Genomic DNA, 15093 nt, shown 5'->3' with positions numbered 1-15093 from the left:
CCGAGCCTGGCGGAACGAACTCTGAGGGATGCCTCAGAGAATTACTTGGCCTTCTCAAGGATCTCGACGATGCGCCAGCGCTTGCTCGCCGACAGCGGACGCGTCTCCATCAGGAGGACGCGGTCGCCGACGCCGGCAGCGTTCTGCTCGTCGTGCGCCTTGAGCTTGTTCGTACGGCGGATGACCTTGCCGTACAGGGCGTGCTTGACGCGGTCCTCGACAGCGACGACGACGGTCTTGTCCATCTTGTCGCTGACGACAAGGCCCTCACGGGTCTTGCGGAAGCCGCGGGCGGCAGTCTCTTCAGTCACAGTCTTCTCGCTCATCAGGCGCTCTCCACCGTCTCGATGCCCAGCTCGCGCTCGCGCATGAGGGTGTAGATCCGCGCGATGTCCTTGCGGACGGCCTTGAGCCGGCCGTGGTTCTCGAGCTGACCGGTCGCCGCCTGGAAGCGGAGGTTGAACAGCTCTTCCTTGGCCTCGCGGAGCTTGGCGACAAGCTCCTCGTTACCCAGCTCGCGCAGCTCGGACGCCTTGGTTCCGGCCGACATCACGCTTCACCTGCCTCGCGCTTAACGATCTTGCACTTCATCGGCAGCTTGTGCGCCGCACGAGTCAGCGCCTCTCGCGCGATCTTCTCGTTGGGGTACGACAGCTCGAACATCACGCGTCCGGGCTTGACGTTGGCGACCCACCACTCCGGCGAACCCTTACCGGAACCCATGCGGGTCTCGGCGGGCTTCTTGGTGAGGGGGCGGTCCGGGTAGATGTTGATCCAGACCTTGCCGCCACGCTTGATGTGACGCGTCATGGCGATACGAGCGGCCTCGATCTGACGGTTCGTCACGTACGCCGGGCTGAGCGCCTGGATGCCGTACTCGCCGAACGCAACCTGCGTGCCACCCTTGGACATACCGCTGCGCTTCGGGTGGTGCTGCTTGCGGTGCTTGACCCTACGGGGGATCAGCATTTCGGTCAGGCCTCCGTTCCGGTGCTCTCAGCCGGAGCGGCAGCGGCGGGCGCGTCGGCCTTGGGGGCCTCGGCGGCCGGAGCCTGCTGCTGCTGCGGCTTGCGACCGCGACCGCCACGCTCGCCACCGCGGCCACCACGGGCCGGGCGGTCGTTGCCACCACGGGCCGGGCGGTTGCCGGCGCGGGCAGCGGCGTTCTCGGCGCGAACCTCGGCGATGTTCTTGACGTCGCCCTTGTAGATCCAGACCTTCACGCCGATGCGGCCGAAGGTCGTCTTGGCCTCGAAGAAGCCGTAGTCCACGTTGGCGCGGAGCGTGTGCAGGGGCACACGGCCCTCGCGGTAGAACTCCGAACGGGACATCTCGGCACCGCCGAGACGACCGCCACACTGGATCTTGATGCCCTTGGCGCCGGCCTTCATCGTGCCCTGCATGCTCTTGCGCATGGCGCGACGGAAGGAGACGCGGGAGGACAGCTGCTCGGCGACGGCCTGGGCCACCAGCTGAGCGTCGGTCTCCGGGCTCTTCACCTCGAGGATGTTCAGCTGGACCTGCTTGCCCGTGAGCTTCTCGAGGTCACCGCGGATGCGGTCGGCCTCGGCGCCACGGCGGCCGATGACGATGCCGGGACGAGCGGTGTGGATGTCCACACGCACGCGGTCACGGGTGCGCTCGATCTCCACCTTCGAGATGCCGGCGCGCTCCATGCCGGACGTCATCATCCGACGGATGGCGACGTCTTCCTTGACGTAGTCCTTGTACAGCTTGTCGGCGTACCAACGCGACTTGAAGTCGGTCGTGACACCGAGCCGGAACCCGTGCGGGTTTACCTTCTGGCCCATTACCGGGTTCCTTCCTTGCTGCTGACGACCACGGTGATGTGGCTGGTCCGCTTACGGATCCGGTAGGCACGGCCCTGGGCGCGCGGACGGAACCGCTTCAGGGTCGGGCCCTCGTCCACGTACGCCTCGCTGATGAACAGCGAAGAGGCGTCGGTGTGGTCGTAGTTGTGCGCGGCGTTGGCGATGGCGCTGTCGAGCACCTTGCCCACCGGCTGGCTTGCGGCCTGCGGGGCGAATCGCAGGACCGCCTGAGCCTCCGTGGCGTCCATGCCACGGATGAGGTCCACCACGCGGCGGGCCTTCATGGGCGTGACGCGGATGTACCGCGCCTGGGCCCTGGCTTCCATGGTTGTCCCTTCGGTGTTAGTCATAGTCGATTCCACCCCGCCTTAGCGGCGCTTCGACTTCCGGTCGTCCTTGACGTGACCCCGGAAGGTGCGCGTCGGCGAGAACTCGCCGAGCTTGTGGCCGACCATCGACTCGGTGACGAACACCGGGATGTGGGTCTTGCCGTTGTGCACCGCGATCGTGTGCCCCAGCATGCTGGGGATGATCATCGAGCGGCGGGACCAGGTCTTGATGACGTTCTTGGAACCGGCTTCGTTCTGAGCGTCCACCTTCTTCACGAGGTGGCCGTCGACGAAGGGTCCCTTCTTGAGACTGCGCGGCATCTAAACCCGCTCCTAGCGCTTCTTGTTCGACTTGCGGCGGCGGACGATGTACTTGTTGCTCGCCTTGTTGCGATCACGAGTACGACCCTCCTTCTGGCCCCACGGCGAGACCGGGTGGCGACCACCGGAGGTCTTGCCTTCACCACCACCGTGCGGGTGGTCAACCGGGTTCATGACGACACCACGCACGGTCGGGCGGACGCCCTTCCAGCGCATGCGGCCGGCCTTGCCCCAGTTGATGTTGCTCTGCTCGGCGTTGCCGACCTCGCCGACGGTGGCGCGGCAGCGCACGTCGACCAGGCGGATCTCGCCGGAGGGCATACGAAGGTGGGCCATCGAGCCCTCCTTCGCGAGCAGCTGCACGGAGGCACCCGCGGAGCGGGCGAACTTGGCGCCACCACCGGGACGGAGCTCGATCGCGTGGATCGTGGTACCGACCGGGATGTTGCGGAGCGCCAGGTTGTTACCGGGCTTGATGTCGGCGTTGGGGCCGTTCTCCACCTTGGAGCCCTGCGCGAGACCGCGGGGCGCCAGGATGTAGCGCTTCTCGCCGTCCGCGTAGTGCAGGAGCGCGATGCGCGCAGTGCGGTTCGGGTCGTACTCGATGTGAGCGACCTTCGCCGGCACGCCGTCCTTGTCGTGACGACGGAAGTCGATCACGCGGAAGGCGCGCTTGTGTCCGCCACCCTGGTGGCGAACGGTGATCCGACCGGCGTTGTTACGGCCGCCCTTGCTGTGCAGCGGGCGGACCAGCGACTTCTCCGGCGTGGACCGCGTTACCTCGACGAAGTCGGCGACGGAGGAGCCACGGCGGCCCGGCGTCGTCGGCTTGTACTTGCGGATTCCCATTTCTCAGTCCTCGTCCGATATTCGGACCAGGGTCTCCGTTAGGAGGCCTGGCCGAAGATGTCGATACGGTCGCCCTCAGCGAGGGTCACGATGGCGCGCTTGGTGTCGGCACGCTTGCCGAAACCGGTGCGCGTACGCTTCCGCTTGCCCTGGCGGTTGATCGTGTTGACGCCGGTGACCTTGACCGAGAAGACCGTCTCGACGGCCTGCTTGATCTGGGTCTTGTTGGCGCCGGGGGCCACGATGAACGTGTACTTGCCCTCGTCGAGAAGCGCGTACGACTTCTCGGAGACGACCGGCTTGACGAGGACGTCGCGCGGGTCCGAGAAGGACTTGCTCAGCGGGGTCGGCTCAACGGCGGCCTTGCCCTCGGTCGCGATGCGCTTCGCCTTGGCGACGCGCGCGACCTTGGCGGCCTTCGCAGCCTTGGAGGCAATGCTCGGGTGACGCGTAGCCATCAGGCCTCGCTCCCTTCGGTGTCAGCGGCCTTGGGGCCAGACACGAAGGACTCGAAAGCGGCCTTGGTGAAGACCACGTCGTCCGAGACGAGAACGTCGTACGTGTTCAGCTGGCCCGGCTCCAGGATGTGGACCTGGGGCAGGTTGCGGGCGGAGAGCCACGCGGCCTCGTCGGCGCGCTCGGCGACCAGGAGCACGTTCTTACGCTCCGAGATCTTGCCGAACAGCGTCTTGGCGGCCTTGGTGGAGACCTCGCCCTCGACCACGCCGGAGACGACGTGGATGCGAGCGTTGCGGGCCCGGTCGGTGAGGGCGTGACGCAGCGCGGCAGCCTTCATCTTCTTCGGGGTCCGCTGCGAGTAGTCACGCGGCACGGGGCCGTGGACGACGCCACCGCCGGCGAACTGCGGCGCACGGGTCGAGCCCTGACGGGCGCGGCCGGTGCCCTTCTGGCGGTACGGCTTCTTGCCACCGCCACGGACTTCGCCGCGGGTCTTGGTCTTGTGCGTGCCCTGACGGGCAGCGGCCAGCTGCGCGACGACGACCTGGTGGATCAGCGGAACGCTGACCTTCTCTACGTCGAAGATCTCCGCGGGGAGCTCGACGGACCCGGCCTTGTCGCCAGCAGGCGAAAGGATGTCAACAGTGCTCATCGGTTACCTCAGGCCCCCTTGGTCGCGGTACGGACCAGGACGAGGCCGCCGTTCGGACCAGGAACCGCGCCCTTGATGAGCAGCAGACCCTTCTCCGCGTCAACGGCGTGGACGGTCAGGTTCTGGGTGGTGACCCGCTCGTTGCCCATGCGGCCCGCCATGCGGGTGCCCTTGAACACACGGCCGGGGGTGGCGCAACCGCCGATGGAGCCCGGCTTGCGGTGGATGCGGTGGGCACCGTGGGAGGCCTTGCCGCCCTTGAAGTTGTGCCGCTTCATGCCACCGGCGAAGCCCTTGCCCTTGCTCTGGCCGGTCACGTCGACCTTGACGCCGCCATCGAACACCTCAGCGGTGACTTCCTGGCCGAGGGTGTACTCGCTGGCGTCAGCGGTACGGATCTCGACGAGGTGGCGACGGGGGGTGACGTCGGCCTTCGCGAAGTGGCCCTTGAGGGGCTTGTTCACCTTGCGCGGGTCGATCTCGCCGAAGGCGAGCTGGACGGAGTCGTAACCGTCGACGTCGTTGGTACGAACCTGGGTGATGACGTTCGGACCGGCCTTGACGACGGTGACCGGAACAACACGGTTGTTCTCGTCCCACACCTGCGTCATGCCGAGCTTCTCGCCCAGGATGCCCTTGATCTGCTTAGTCATCTTCAGATCACCGGCCCTCAGAGCTTGATCTCGATGTCGACGCCGGCCGGAAGGTCGAGTCGCATCAGGGAGTCAACGGTCTTCGGCGTCGGGTCGAGGATGTCGATGAGGCGCTTGTGCGTGCGCATCTCGAAGTGCTCGCGAGAGTCCTTGTACTTGTGCGGCGACTTGATGACGCAGTACACGTTCTTCTCGGTAGGCAGCGGCACCGGGCCCGCGACCGACGCACCAGTGCGGGTCACCGTCTCGACGATCTTCTTCGCCGAGGAGTCGATGACCTCGTGGTCGTAGGCCTTGAGCCGGATGCGGATCTTCTGTCCCGCCATGGCTACTTAGTAGTCCTGTCTCTCGTAACGCTCTGGAACTCGGGGGCCCTGTTTCACACTTCCTCCGCCCCACGCGGTCGGGCGTGTCGCAGTCCCGCTGACAGAAATCTCCGCATGGATTTCCCTGCTAAGGGGTCTGCGGCCCGGGGCCGCATGTAGTCGGGGGAAGAAACCCACCGAGCGCCTGGCCGAGGGACCGCGCTGAGCTTCCCGGAAGATTCCCGTACGTCCGCCCCAGTGCTGCCGCAGGCGACAGATAGGGCGACGAGTACTGTGGGACTCGCTTCCGGTCCTCCCGGCGGGAGGCGCGCAGCATCGGCACTCAACCGAGCAACCCCGACAGTCTGCCACACAGGGCACGTCGGGGGCCAATCGAGCCGTAGAGAGTACCCCCTCAGTGACGAAGGTCAAACCAGGGGTGTCCGTGTCGCGCACGCACCGCGGGTTCACTGGAGGACCTCTGTGGGTCGGCAATGGCCTGTACCAGCCTCTTGCTCCCGCTGCCCACACACCTCAAGCTCCCATCATGGAGCTGGAGTTGCGGCATCTCAGGACGGTCCGGGCGATCGCCGACGCCGGCAGCCTCACCAGGGCGGCGAGCGTCCTCGGTCTGGCGCAGCCGGCGCTGAGTGCCCAGCTCAGGCGGATCGAGCGGGCGCTCGGCGGGGAGCTCTTCGAGCGCGGACGGCACGGGGTGCGGGCCACCGCCCTCGGCGAGCTGGTCCTGGAGCGGGCCCGGATCGTGCTCCCGGCCGTCTCCGAGCTGCAGCAGGAGGCGACCCGGTTCGCCCGCGCGGCCCGCGCCGGTGAGCGGCTGCGGCTCGGCGGCACGCACGGCCCGCTGCTCGGCGCCCTCGTGGACCGGCTGGCAGAGGTGCTGCCCGACACCTCCGTGACGACCCGCGCCTCCTGGTCGGAGCGCGAGCTGGCGGACCACGTGGACCAGGGCCTGCTCGACTTCGCCCTGCTCGGCACCTGCGGCTCCGCTCCCCCGCCGGGCCCCGCCCACCTGGAGTGGCGGGAGATCGCCCTCGACCCGGTCTGCGTGATGCTGCCGGACGGGCATCCGGCGGCGGAGTTCGTCGAGGTCGACCTGGCCGGGCTCGCGGACGGGGCCTGGGCCACCGTCCCCGGCGACGGCTGCTTCGCGGACTGCTTCACGGCGGCCTGCGCCAGGGCCGGCTTCACCCCGCGCCGCATGTACGAGACGGACACCGCGTCCTGCGTGCACCTGGTGCAGGTGGGCCGGGCGGTCGGCCTGTGCCGGGCCACGTTCCCGCCGACCCCCGGGATCACCGTGCGCCCGCTCGCCGGGTCCCCGCTGCTGTGGCGGCATCTGCTGGGGCTGCACCCCGGGGCCCAGCACCCGGACACCGCGGCGCTCGTCCTCGCGCAGGCGCGGGCGGCGCACGCGGACACGGCCCGTACAGCCGCCGCGCCTTCCATAACGCCCACCCCCGGGGTCGGATGACGTCTTATGCGGCCCGACCGGGCCTCCTACGGTTTCGGCACTTCCCCGACACCTAGGAGACGCCATGCTCCACGGACGTAACAGACACAACAGACGTACGAGGGCCGTGTGCGCGGCCTTGACGACGTCGGCCGCGCTGATCGTCGCGGGGCTCGGCGGTTCCGCGGTCGCGGCCCCGGCCCCCGACCGTGCGCCCACCGCAGCCGACACCCTGCGCACCGCCGAGGCCCCGCCCGCCGTGCTGGACGCGATGCGCCGGGACCTCGGCCTCGACCGCGCGCAGGCCCGCCACCGGCTGGCCAACGAGGCCGAGGCGGGCGCCACCGCGGGCAAGCTGCGGCTCGCGCTCGGCCGTGACTTCGCGGGTGCCTGGGTGCGCGGCGCCGAGTCCGAGCGGCTGACCGTGGCGACGACCGACGCCACCGACGTCTCCCGCATCGAGGCGGCGGGCGCCGAGGCCACCGTCGTACGCCACTCGCTGTCCGCGCTCGACGCCGCGAAGGGCCGAGTCGACCGGGCGGCGAAGGGCCGCGACACGACGGCGACGCCGGTCTGGTACGTCGATGTGGCCACCAACTCCCTGACCGTGGAGGCGAGTCGGCGCGACGCCGTGCCCGCGCTGCTGAAGGCGGCGGGCGTCGAGGCCGGTCTCGTACGGGTCGTGGCCTCGGCCGAGCAGCCGCGCCCGCTCTACGACCTGCGCGGCGGCGACGCGTACTACATCAACAACTCCACCCGCTGCTCCATCGGCTTCCCGATCACCCGCGGCACCACGCAGGGCTTCGCGACGGCCGGGCACTGCGGCCGGGCGGGCTCGCCCACCAGCGGGTCCAACCGGGTCGCGCAGGGCACCTTCCAGGCGTCGGTCTTCCCGGGCAACGACATGGCGTGGGTGGCCGCCAACTCGTCCTGGACCGCGACGCCTTACGTGAACGGGTCGAGCGTGCAGGTCGCCGGTTCCACGCAGGCGCCGGTCGGCTCCTCCGTGTGCCGTTCGGGCTCCACGACCGGCTGGCACTGCGGCACGGTCCAGCAGCTCAACACCAGCGTCACGTACCCCGAGGGCACCATCTCGGGCGTGACCCGCACGTCGGTCTGCGCCGAACCGGGCGACTCCGGCGGCTCGTTCATCTCCGGCAGCCAGGCCCAGGGCGTCACCTCGGGCGGCTCCGGCAACTGCACCAGCGGCGGCACCACCTACTTCCAGCCGCTCAACCCGATCCTCCAGAACTACGGCCTGACGCTGAAGACCACCGGCGGCGGCGACCCGGGCGACCCCGGTGACCCGGGCGACCCGGGCGGCACCTGGGCCGCGGGCACCGTCTACCAGGCCGGGGCCACGGTGACGTACGGCGGCGCCACGTACCGCTGTCTCCAGGGCCACCAGGCGCAGACGGGCTGGGAGCCGCCGAACGTTCCGGCGCTGTGGCAGCGCGTGTGACCACTGCCTGACGGGGGCGGGCCCGGACCGCCGGTGACGGGAGTCGACCGGCGGTCCGGGCCCACGATTCGTTCCGCGCACTACCTCACGCACCCGGCCCGGCGACAGAGACCAAGGTCACCGGAACCCGGCCGCCGCATTGCCTCTCTGTTCAGGTGACCACACCTGAACAGAGGCGAGCGCACCACCCGTACCGCTGCCTCCGCAGCGAACGGAGTGCGCGCAGCCGTGCCGGAAAGACCCGCAACACCCTCGCCGGACAAGCCAGTTGGGCGAGGGACCGCCCGCCGGGGCATACTCCTGGGCGCCGCCGCGCTGGCCGCCGCGGGCTCCTTGTCCGCCTGCGCCCGCACCGCCCCCGCGACCGCGCCCCGCACCACCCTCCCCTCCCCCGCCAGCGGCCGCCCCGCCACCCAGGCCGACCGCGCCCTGCTGCTCCAGGTCCTCGCCCACCCCGACGACGACCTGTACTTCATGAACCCGGACACCCGCCACGCCCTCGACGCCGGCACCCCGCTCGTCTGCGTCTACGTCACCGCGGGCGAGGCCGACGGCCGCAACAAGACGCCGGCCGACCGCGACCCGGCCCCCGACAAGGCGGCGTACTCCTCCGCCCGCCACCAAGGACTCCGCCAGGCGTACGCGACCCAGCTCGGCCTCCCCGCCTTCACCCGCTGGACCACCACCGCCGTCCGCCTCCCGAACGGCTTCCAGGTCGAGGTCGACACCCTCCAACACCGGGGCCACAGCGTCGAGTTGGTCCACCTCAACCTCGGCATGCACACCCCGGAGGGCCACATGGGCGTCCCCGCGCTCTGGCGCGACCGGACCCTCCTCCTGCGCACCCTCGTCCCCGTGGGCTCTCCGCTCCGCGCCGTCCAGACGTACGACCACGAGTCCCTCGTCGGCGTACTCGTCGCGCTCCTCGACCGCTACCGGCCCACCCTGATCCACACCCTCGACCCCGACCCGGACATCCAGCACAGCGACCGGCTCACGCAGATACGTGACAGCGAGCAGCCCGGCTACTCCGACCACGCCGACCACACGGCCGTCGCCTGCTTCACCTGGTCCGCGCTGATCCGCTGGTCGCAGGGGGCACGGGGCGGGCCGCCCGCTTTCGCGGCCACCGCCTTCCGCGGCTACTACAACAACCACTGGCCCAAGAACCTCCCGCCAAAGGTCCTCAAGTCAAAAGCCGACCAACTCGTCCCGTACGGCGCCGCCCCCGACTGGAACTGCGGCAACCCCTCCGGCTGCGGCGACTACAACGTCGGCGGCGACCGCCCCCTCACCAACCGCAAGGGCTGGGTCCGCGCCACGCACTACCGCTACCCGGGCCCACGCCTGGCGCTCCTCCCGTCCCCGGACGGCCGCCTCACGGCGTACGGCGTCCTCGGCCTGCGCGCCGTCCGGTACGAGGAGCGGGACGGCGAGTGGTCCGCCCCGGTCGACCTGGGCGGCGGCCCCTTGGCCCCGTCCCTCACGGCGGTCACGCTCCCGGACGGGCGCCACCTGGTCATGGGCCTACGCCTGGCCTCCGCCGACGTACGCGAAATCGTCACCCTGGACCGGCACGGCGCCTGGACCAGCCTCGGCAACCCGGAACGCGACCCCGACCACGCCCGCCGTATCGGCGTCCCGGTGGCGGTGACGGCCCCGGACGGCCGCGTCCACCTCTTCGTACGCAACGCGTCGCAAGGCATCAGCACCCGCGTACGCGACGCCGACTCCGGCACCTGGTCGGCGTGGCGCGACCTGGGCGGCGGCCCGATCCAGGACGGCCTCACGGCGACGGTCGACGACGACGGCGAGGTCCACGTCTACGCCCCCGGCCGCGACACCGTCCACCACTGGACCCCGTCCGGCCCGGCCGCCCTCGCCGCCATGCCCGCCCCCTCCGACGCCATCGCCGCCTCCGGCCCCCGCCTCTACTACCGCCCGGCGGCCTCCGCCGAACTCCTCTGCGTCGGCGGCCCACGCGTGCACTTCCCCGGCTACGGCCCGGTGACGGCAGCGGGCACGTACCTCTTGGGCCGCGACACGAACGGCAACGTCCAGCTCCACCACGCAGGCCACACCACGCGCCCGACCACGGCCCCGGTCACGCTGGACGGCCCGGCCCTGGCCGCGACCGCGCGCGGCCCTGCGGTCGCGGGGCTGTCACCGGACGCCAGGCCGTGGCTGTGGCGACCTACGCAGGCGCGAGCCTGAACGCTCCCGCCACGAAGCCCTCCCACGCCGCACCGCCGACGGCGAACCGGGGGCCCTGCGGGTTCTTGGAGTCGCGAACGTGGACGGTGTCGGGAGCGTGGGCGACCTCGACGCAGTCGGGATCGCTGCCGTTGCTGCTGTAGCTGCTCTTGAACCAGGCCAGTTCGGACTCGCGGATCATGTTTCTCCCAGCAATTGCTCGATGAAGGCCAGCGACTCTCGCGGGGTAAGCGCCTGGGCCCGGACCATGCCATACGTCAGTTCAAGTACCCGGAGCTGCCCGGGGCTGTCCACGGGCCGCCCACCCGCGACACCAGGTGAGCGCCCCACCGCCGATCCGTCCCGGAACCTCAGCATCTCGATACTGCCGTCCACCCCCGCGTGCTCCTCCCGGTCGGTCGGCATGACCTGGAGCGAGACGGCACGCAACTTCCCGACGTCAAGCAGACGTTCGAGTTGTCCACGCAGAACCATTCTGCCTCCGAGGGGCCGCCGCAACGTCACCTCTTCCAGAACGAAACTGAGCGAGGGCGACGGAGACCTGTCGAAGATCGCCTGCCGCGCCATCCGCCCCGCGACGCCTCGCTCGATCCCCGCCTCGTCATTCGCGGGCTGCCGCATCTCGAACAGCGCCCGCATGTATTCCTCGGTCTGCAACAGCCCGTGGATGTCGTGGGCGCCGTACCACTGAAGGTCGATGGCCTTGGCCTCCATCCGAGCCAGCCCGCGAACCTTCCTCGGATACCGAACCTCCGCCACCCTCTCCCCGGTAGCCAAGATCAACCCGCCCGCCTCCAGCACCCGATCCGACCCGTCCAGGAACTCCGGCTTGGGAATCCGCTTGCCCGACTCGACCTTGTAGACCTGATCCTCGCCGTACCCGATGGCCGCCCCCAACTCACCGGCGCTCATGCCCATTTGTTCGCGACGCATCCGGATCATCCGCCCGACCATGGCGACGACAGCGGCGCCCTGCTCATCGTCGGGGTCGACGTCCCAGCCCGGCTCGTCCGTACTCTCCGCGACCTTGTCCACCCGGTCCACCCGCGCCACCTCCACGCCGTCCGCTACGTTCCCCGCCGGTCACACACCGCCCGCCCTACCCGAGCGGCCCGCCGGACAGCCCGGACAGCACCGGACAAACTCCGGACAGTCACCGCACACGCACGGCATGTCGTGGCTCACGCTAAGCAGCAACGACCACGCTGGGTGACATGAACCAGGAACTGGTCCAACTTCCCACCCCCACCCGCCACTTCGGCGTACAACTTTCCCCCACGCCACGCGGAGCCCGCCTCGCACGCCTCCTCGGCACGGAACAACTCCGCACCTGGGACCTCCCACCCGCCACGATCGACCTCGCCGCCCACGTCATCGCGGAACTCGCCACAAACGCGGCCACCCACGCCCGCCTCCCCGGCCGCGACTTCCGCCTGGACCTCCACGCCGCCCCCACCACCCTGCGTATCGAAGTCACCGACACCCGAGCGGACCGGCCACCCACCCCTCAACCCACCACTCCCGACGCCGAATCGGGCCGCGGCCTGACCCTCGTAGAAGCGCTCACGGACCGCTGGGGAACGGCGGCAGGGCCCGCCCCGCGCAAGACCGTCTGGGCGGAGATCGACCTCCCGTCACCGGCGCCCGGAAACCCGTACGCCGGTGCCACGGCCGATCACCCCACAAAGAACGACGGGGAGAAAAGGACCCAGACCAAGCCCCTCCCCACCTCCCGCCGCGACGGCCACTCGGTCGGGTGAACATCGCCAACTCGACTTGCGCAGCGCCCAGTTCCCCGTCCTACGCTCACGCCACACACAACCGCAGATATGCGACGGCCCCCGCCGGGACTGCAATCCCAATGCGGGGGCCTGACCACCAAGGAAGACTGGAGCTCTTCCCGATGGATACCCAGCACCCTAGCGCGCCCGCGCGCGCCGAGTCCCGCACTGCCGGGAACGGCCACCCCACCTCCGGCGTGATCCACGAGAACATCCGCCTGACCAGCCGCTTCACGGTCATCGGCAACGACCTCGCCCAGCACCGCGGGCTGTCCTTCACCGCGATCGGCATCTCCGTGCACATCCAGTCGCTGCCCGCGGGCTCCCTCGTCGACATCCGTACGCTCGCCGCCCAGTCCGACGACGAGGGCCGGGACCGAATCGCCGCCGCGCTCGACCAACTTGAGACCCACGGCTTCCTGCGCCGCGAACGCCACCGCCTGCCGGGCGGCCGCATCGCCACCCGCACCGTCTCCTGCAACCGACCCGGCCACCGCCGCGCCGCCGCCGCACCGGCCGCCACCGAACCCGACCACCCGGCCCGCGAGCAGCACCCCCCGAAGCCCTCTGAGCCCTCTAAGTCCCCTGAGCCCTCGAAGCCCCCGCAGCCCTCGAAGCCCCCGAAACCGCTGGCCGTACCGCACCCGGCGTCCGCCTCCCCCGCCCTCCTCCAACAGGCCACCGACCTGCTCACCACCCTGCACCGCCGCGAACCGGTCCTGCTGCTCTCCGCCGAGGACACCGCCCGCCTCGCCCCCGGCGTCGCCACCTGGCTGGAACGCGAGGCCACCCCCACCGCCGTACGCCTCGCCCTCACCAGCAACCTCCCGCAGCCACTGCGCCGCCCCGCCGCACTGCTCGCCCACCGACTGACAGCCCTACTGCCCCCTCCACCGCCCATCCCCGCCCCGTCCACCGCCCCACCCGTACGCCACCCCCTCCGCAACTGCGACACCTGCGACCACGCCTACCGGGGACCCGAACCGGGCGAGTGCCCGGCGTGCAAGGCGGCTGGGCAAGTCCCGGATTCCCCGGGCGCCGCCGCCCCGCGACCGGCGGCCAGTACAGAACGGTAGCCATACGCCGGCGCGCCAGGGCGGCTCGGCGAGCGGCCACCTCCCGGGCCGGGCGGATCTACTAATCCAGCAGCAATGAGTAGACCAGTAGTAGACACCCGAGGGCGGGCCACTGTGGCCACTGGAGAGACAGCAATCGCTCGATCTACTAATCTGGTAGAAATTAGTAGGTGACTGGTAGATCGGGTGGATCAGGTAGATCGCATCCAGCACTCACAGGCAGGCGGACCCCATGAAGCGCCCCGCTCCCCCGCCCGACGTCAACAGCGTCTGGCAGCGACTCTCGACGGACGACCCCGCCAAGATGCGGCTGATCCTTCCGACGAGCCCCGGTGACGGCCCCACCGCCCCCTACCTGCCCTGGGACCGGGTCCGCTTCAAGACGCCCCCGGAGGGCCTGACCCTCGAAGAGTGGTGGGCCAAGATCAAGCTCGCCCGCCAGGGAATGCTCCGCCGGCTCCCGCTCACCGACATCGAAGGGCGACCCTTCACCTTCGCGCTCCCGGACGTCGTCCTCAAGGCGCTGGAGGACATCACCAGGGACGCCAGCGGCAAGATCGCGGCCAGTACCCCGTCCGTGAACCCCGCGAGCCGGGACGAGTACCTGATCAGCTCCCTCATCGAGGAAGCGATCAACTCCAGCCAGCTGGAAGGCGCTTCGACGACCCGGCGCGTCGCCAAGGAGATGCTCCGCGCCGGCCGCAGCCCCCGCACCCGCGACGAACGCATGATCGCCAACAACTACGCGGCGATGCGCATGATCGGGGACCTGCGGGGCGAAAAGCTGACCCCCGACCTCGTCCGCGAGATCCACCGCGTGGTGACAGAGAGCACGCTGGACAACCCGGACTCCGCGGGCCGCTTCCAGCTGCCCCACGAGGAGCGCATCGGCGTGTTCGCCGACACCGGCCTCGCCCTGCACACCCCACCGCCCGCCGAGCAACTTCCCGAGCGCATGGAGCGGTTGTGCGCCTTCGCCAACGGAGAACTCGACGACACCTTCGTCCCACCGGTTCTGCGCGCCATCACCCTGCACTTCATGCTCGGCTACGACCACCCCTTCGCGGACGGCAACGGCCGCACCGCCCGAGCCCTCTTCTACTGGTCGATGCTGAACCAGGGGTACTGGCTGACGGAGTTCGTCGCGATCTCCCCGATCATCAAGCAGGCACCCGCCCGGTACGCGCGCGCCTACCTCTACACCGAGGACGACGCGGGAGACCTGACGTACTTCCACATCCACCAGCTCGACGTCCTACGACGCTCCATCACGCGGCTCCACGAGTATCTGGCCCGCAAGTCCCAGGAGACCCGAGACCTCCAACACCGCCTGACCGACCCGGCGATGGCGTTCAACCACCGGCAGAGCGCGCTGCTCGGCCACGTACTCAAGCACCCGGACGCGGACGTGACCGCGCAGTCCCACAAGACGTCCCACAACGTGGTCTACGAGACCGCGCGCCGCGACCTGACCGACCTGGAAGAGCGAGGGCTGCTCGTCAAGCACCGCATCGGCAAGGCCTTCGTCTGGCACGCCGCACCCGACCTGGAACGGCGACTGCGCGGCTCCGCCTGAGCTGCCCACACATGCAGAAAGGGCCCGCACGACCGAAGTCGTACGGGCCCTCTCAGGTGCTCTAGGAGCAGGTGCTCTAGGAGCTACCAGGCCTCAAGCCCCCAAAGGGACTC

19 protein-coding genes are annotated in these 15093 nt (G+C 69.9%); 6 read left to right on the top strand and 13 right to left on the bottom strand.

Annotated features, from left to right (window positions below; translation table 11 throughout):
- Nucleotides 1-41: 41 nt before the first annotated feature.
- Genes rpsQ through rpsJ form a run of 11 tightly spaced genes read right to left on the bottom strand, consistent with a single transcriptional unit; the run spans nt 42 to nt 5421 of the window.
- Nucleotides 42-326: a 30S ribosomal protein S17 gene (gene rpsQ, locus RBJ65_RS02465; RefSeq protein WP_266713085.1), complete on the bottom strand. Its 285-nt coding sequence runs from the start codon at nt 324-326 to the stop codon at nt 42-44.
- Nucleotides 326-550 (bottom strand): 50S ribosomal protein L29, encoded by a 225-nt coding sequence (gene rpmC, locus RBJ65_RS02460; RefSeq protein WP_017949657.1) that lies wholly within the window; start codon nt 548-550, stop codon nt 326-328. The genes rpsQ and rpmC overlap by 1 nt, the downstream gene beginning before the upstream one ends.
- Entirely contained in the window at nt 550-969 is a 420-nt protein-coding gene (gene rplP / locus RBJ65_RS02455) for a 50S ribosomal protein L16 (protein WP_306320970.1), read from the bottom strand. The genes rpmC and rplP overlap by 1 nt, the downstream gene beginning before the upstream one ends.
- 5 nt (nt 970-974) lie before the next feature.
- Nucleotides 975-1811, bottom strand: a complete 837-nt coding sequence (gene rpsC, locus RBJ65_RS02450; protein WP_306320969.1) for a 30S ribosomal protein S3 — start codon at nt 1809-1811, stop codon at nt 975-977.
- Nucleotides 1811-2158, bottom strand: a complete 348-nt coding sequence (gene rplV, locus RBJ65_RS02445; protein ID WP_306320968.1) for a 50S ribosomal protein L22 — start codon at nt 2156-2158, stop codon at nt 1811-1813. The genes rpsC and rplV overlap by 1 nt, the downstream gene beginning before the upstream one ends.
- A gap of 42 nt (nt 2159-2200) precedes the next feature.
- On the bottom strand, nt 2201-2482 hold the full coding sequence (gene rpsS / locus RBJ65_RS02440) for a 30S ribosomal protein S19 (RefSeq protein ID WP_018528354.1): 282 nt from the start codon (nt 2480-2482) through the stop codon (nt 2201-2203).
- A 12-nt stretch (nt 2483-2494) separates the two neighbouring features.
- Nucleotides 2495-3331, bottom strand: coding sequence for a 50S ribosomal protein L2 (gene rplB / locus RBJ65_RS02435; RefSeq protein WP_306320967.1), 837 nt, complete (start codon nt 3329-3331; stop codon nt 2495-2497).
- 38 nt (nt 3332-3369) lie between these two features.
- A complete protein-coding gene (rplW, locus tag RBJ65_RS02430) occupies nt 3370-3789 on the bottom strand; it encodes a 50S ribosomal protein L23 (protein WP_306320966.1) in 420 nt (139 codons plus the stop codon).
- Nucleotides 3789-4442 carry a 50S ribosomal protein L4 gene (rplD, locus tag RBJ65_RS02425; RefSeq protein ID WP_306320965.1) on the bottom strand — a complete coding sequence of 218 codons (654 nt, stop codon included), beginning with the start codon at nt 4440-4442 and terminating at the stop codon, nt 3789-3791. The genes rplW and rplD overlap by 1 nt, the downstream gene beginning before the upstream one ends.
- Before the next feature lie 8 nt (nt 4443-4450).
- Nucleotides 4451-5095: a 50S ribosomal protein L3 gene (gene rplC, locus RBJ65_RS02420; RefSeq protein ID WP_306320964.1), complete on the bottom strand. Its 645-nt coding sequence runs from the start codon at nt 5093-5095 to the stop codon at nt 4451-4453.
- 17 nt (nt 5096-5112) lie between these two features.
- Complete coding sequence (gene rpsJ / locus RBJ65_RS02415; protein WP_003948644.1) at nt 5113-5421, bottom strand: 30S ribosomal protein S10; 309 nt, start codon at nt 5419-5421, stop codon at nt 5113-5115.
- A gap of 526 nt (nt 5422-5947) precedes the next feature.
- On the opposite strand from rpsJ, the gene RBJ65_RS02410 reads away from it, so the two are divergent.
- From RBJ65_RS02410 to RBJ65_RS02400, 3 genes are all read left to right on the top strand, one after another.
- Entirely contained in the window at nt 5948-6892 is a 945-nt protein-coding gene (locus tag RBJ65_RS02410) for a LysR family transcriptional regulator (protein ID WP_306320963.1), read from the top strand.
- A gap of 64 nt (nt 6893-6956) precedes the next feature.
- Nucleotides 6957-8333, top strand: coding sequence for a trypsin-like serine protease (locus RBJ65_RS02405; RefSeq protein ID WP_306320962.1), 1377 nt, complete (start codon nt 6957-6959; stop codon nt 8331-8333).
- Between the two features lie 228 nt (nt 8334-8561).
- Nucleotides 8562-10547, top strand: a complete 1986-nt coding sequence (locus tag RBJ65_RS02400) for a PIG-L family deacetylase (protein ID WP_306320961.1) — start codon at nt 8562-8564, stop codon at nt 10545-10547.
- Here the strand turns inward: RBJ65_RS02400 and RBJ65_RS02395 are convergent.
- Nucleotides 10528-10728, bottom strand: coding sequence for a DUF397 domain-containing protein (locus RBJ65_RS02395; RefSeq protein ID WP_306320960.1), 201 nt, complete (start codon nt 10726-10728; stop codon nt 10528-10530). The genes RBJ65_RS02400 and RBJ65_RS02395 overlap by 20 nt on opposite strands.
- Entirely contained in the window at nt 10725-11591 is an 867-nt protein-coding gene (locus RBJ65_RS02390; RefSeq protein ID WP_372341353.1) for a helix-turn-helix domain-containing protein, read from the bottom strand. Before RBJ65_RS02390 ends, RBJ65_RS02395 begins: the two co-directional genes overlap by 4 nt.
- Nucleotides 11592-11761: 170 nt before the next feature.
- On the opposite strand from RBJ65_RS02390, the gene RBJ65_RS02385 reads away from it, so the two are divergent.
- From RBJ65_RS02385 to RBJ65_RS02375, 3 genes are all read left to right on the top strand, one after another.
- A complete protein-coding gene (locus RBJ65_RS02385; RefSeq protein WP_306320959.1) occupies nt 11762-12307 on the top strand; it encodes an ATP-binding protein in 546 nt (181 codons plus the stop codon).
- 143 nt (nt 12308-12450) lie between these two features.
- On the top strand, nt 12451-13404 hold the full coding sequence (locus tag RBJ65_RS02380; RefSeq protein ID WP_306320958.1) for a helix-turn-helix domain-containing protein: 954 nt from the start codon (nt 12451-12453) through the stop codon (nt 13402-13404).
- Nucleotides 13405-13636: 232 nt separating this feature from the next.
- Nucleotides 13637-14980: a Fic family protein gene (locus RBJ65_RS02375; RefSeq protein ID WP_306320957.1), complete on the top strand. Its 1344-nt coding sequence runs from the start codon at nt 13637-13639 to the stop codon at nt 14978-14980.
- The last annotated feature ends 113 nt before the right edge of the window (nt 14981-15093 follow it).

The organism is Streptomyces sp. KL109B (genome assembly GCF_030766935.1).
In the GTDB taxonomy this organism is placed as follows: Bacteria; Actinomycetota; Actinomycetes; order Streptomycetales; family Streptomycetaceae; genus Streptomyces.
Note: the sequence above shows the minus strand (reverse complement) of the source record. Positions and strands in the feature narration are given on the sequence as shown.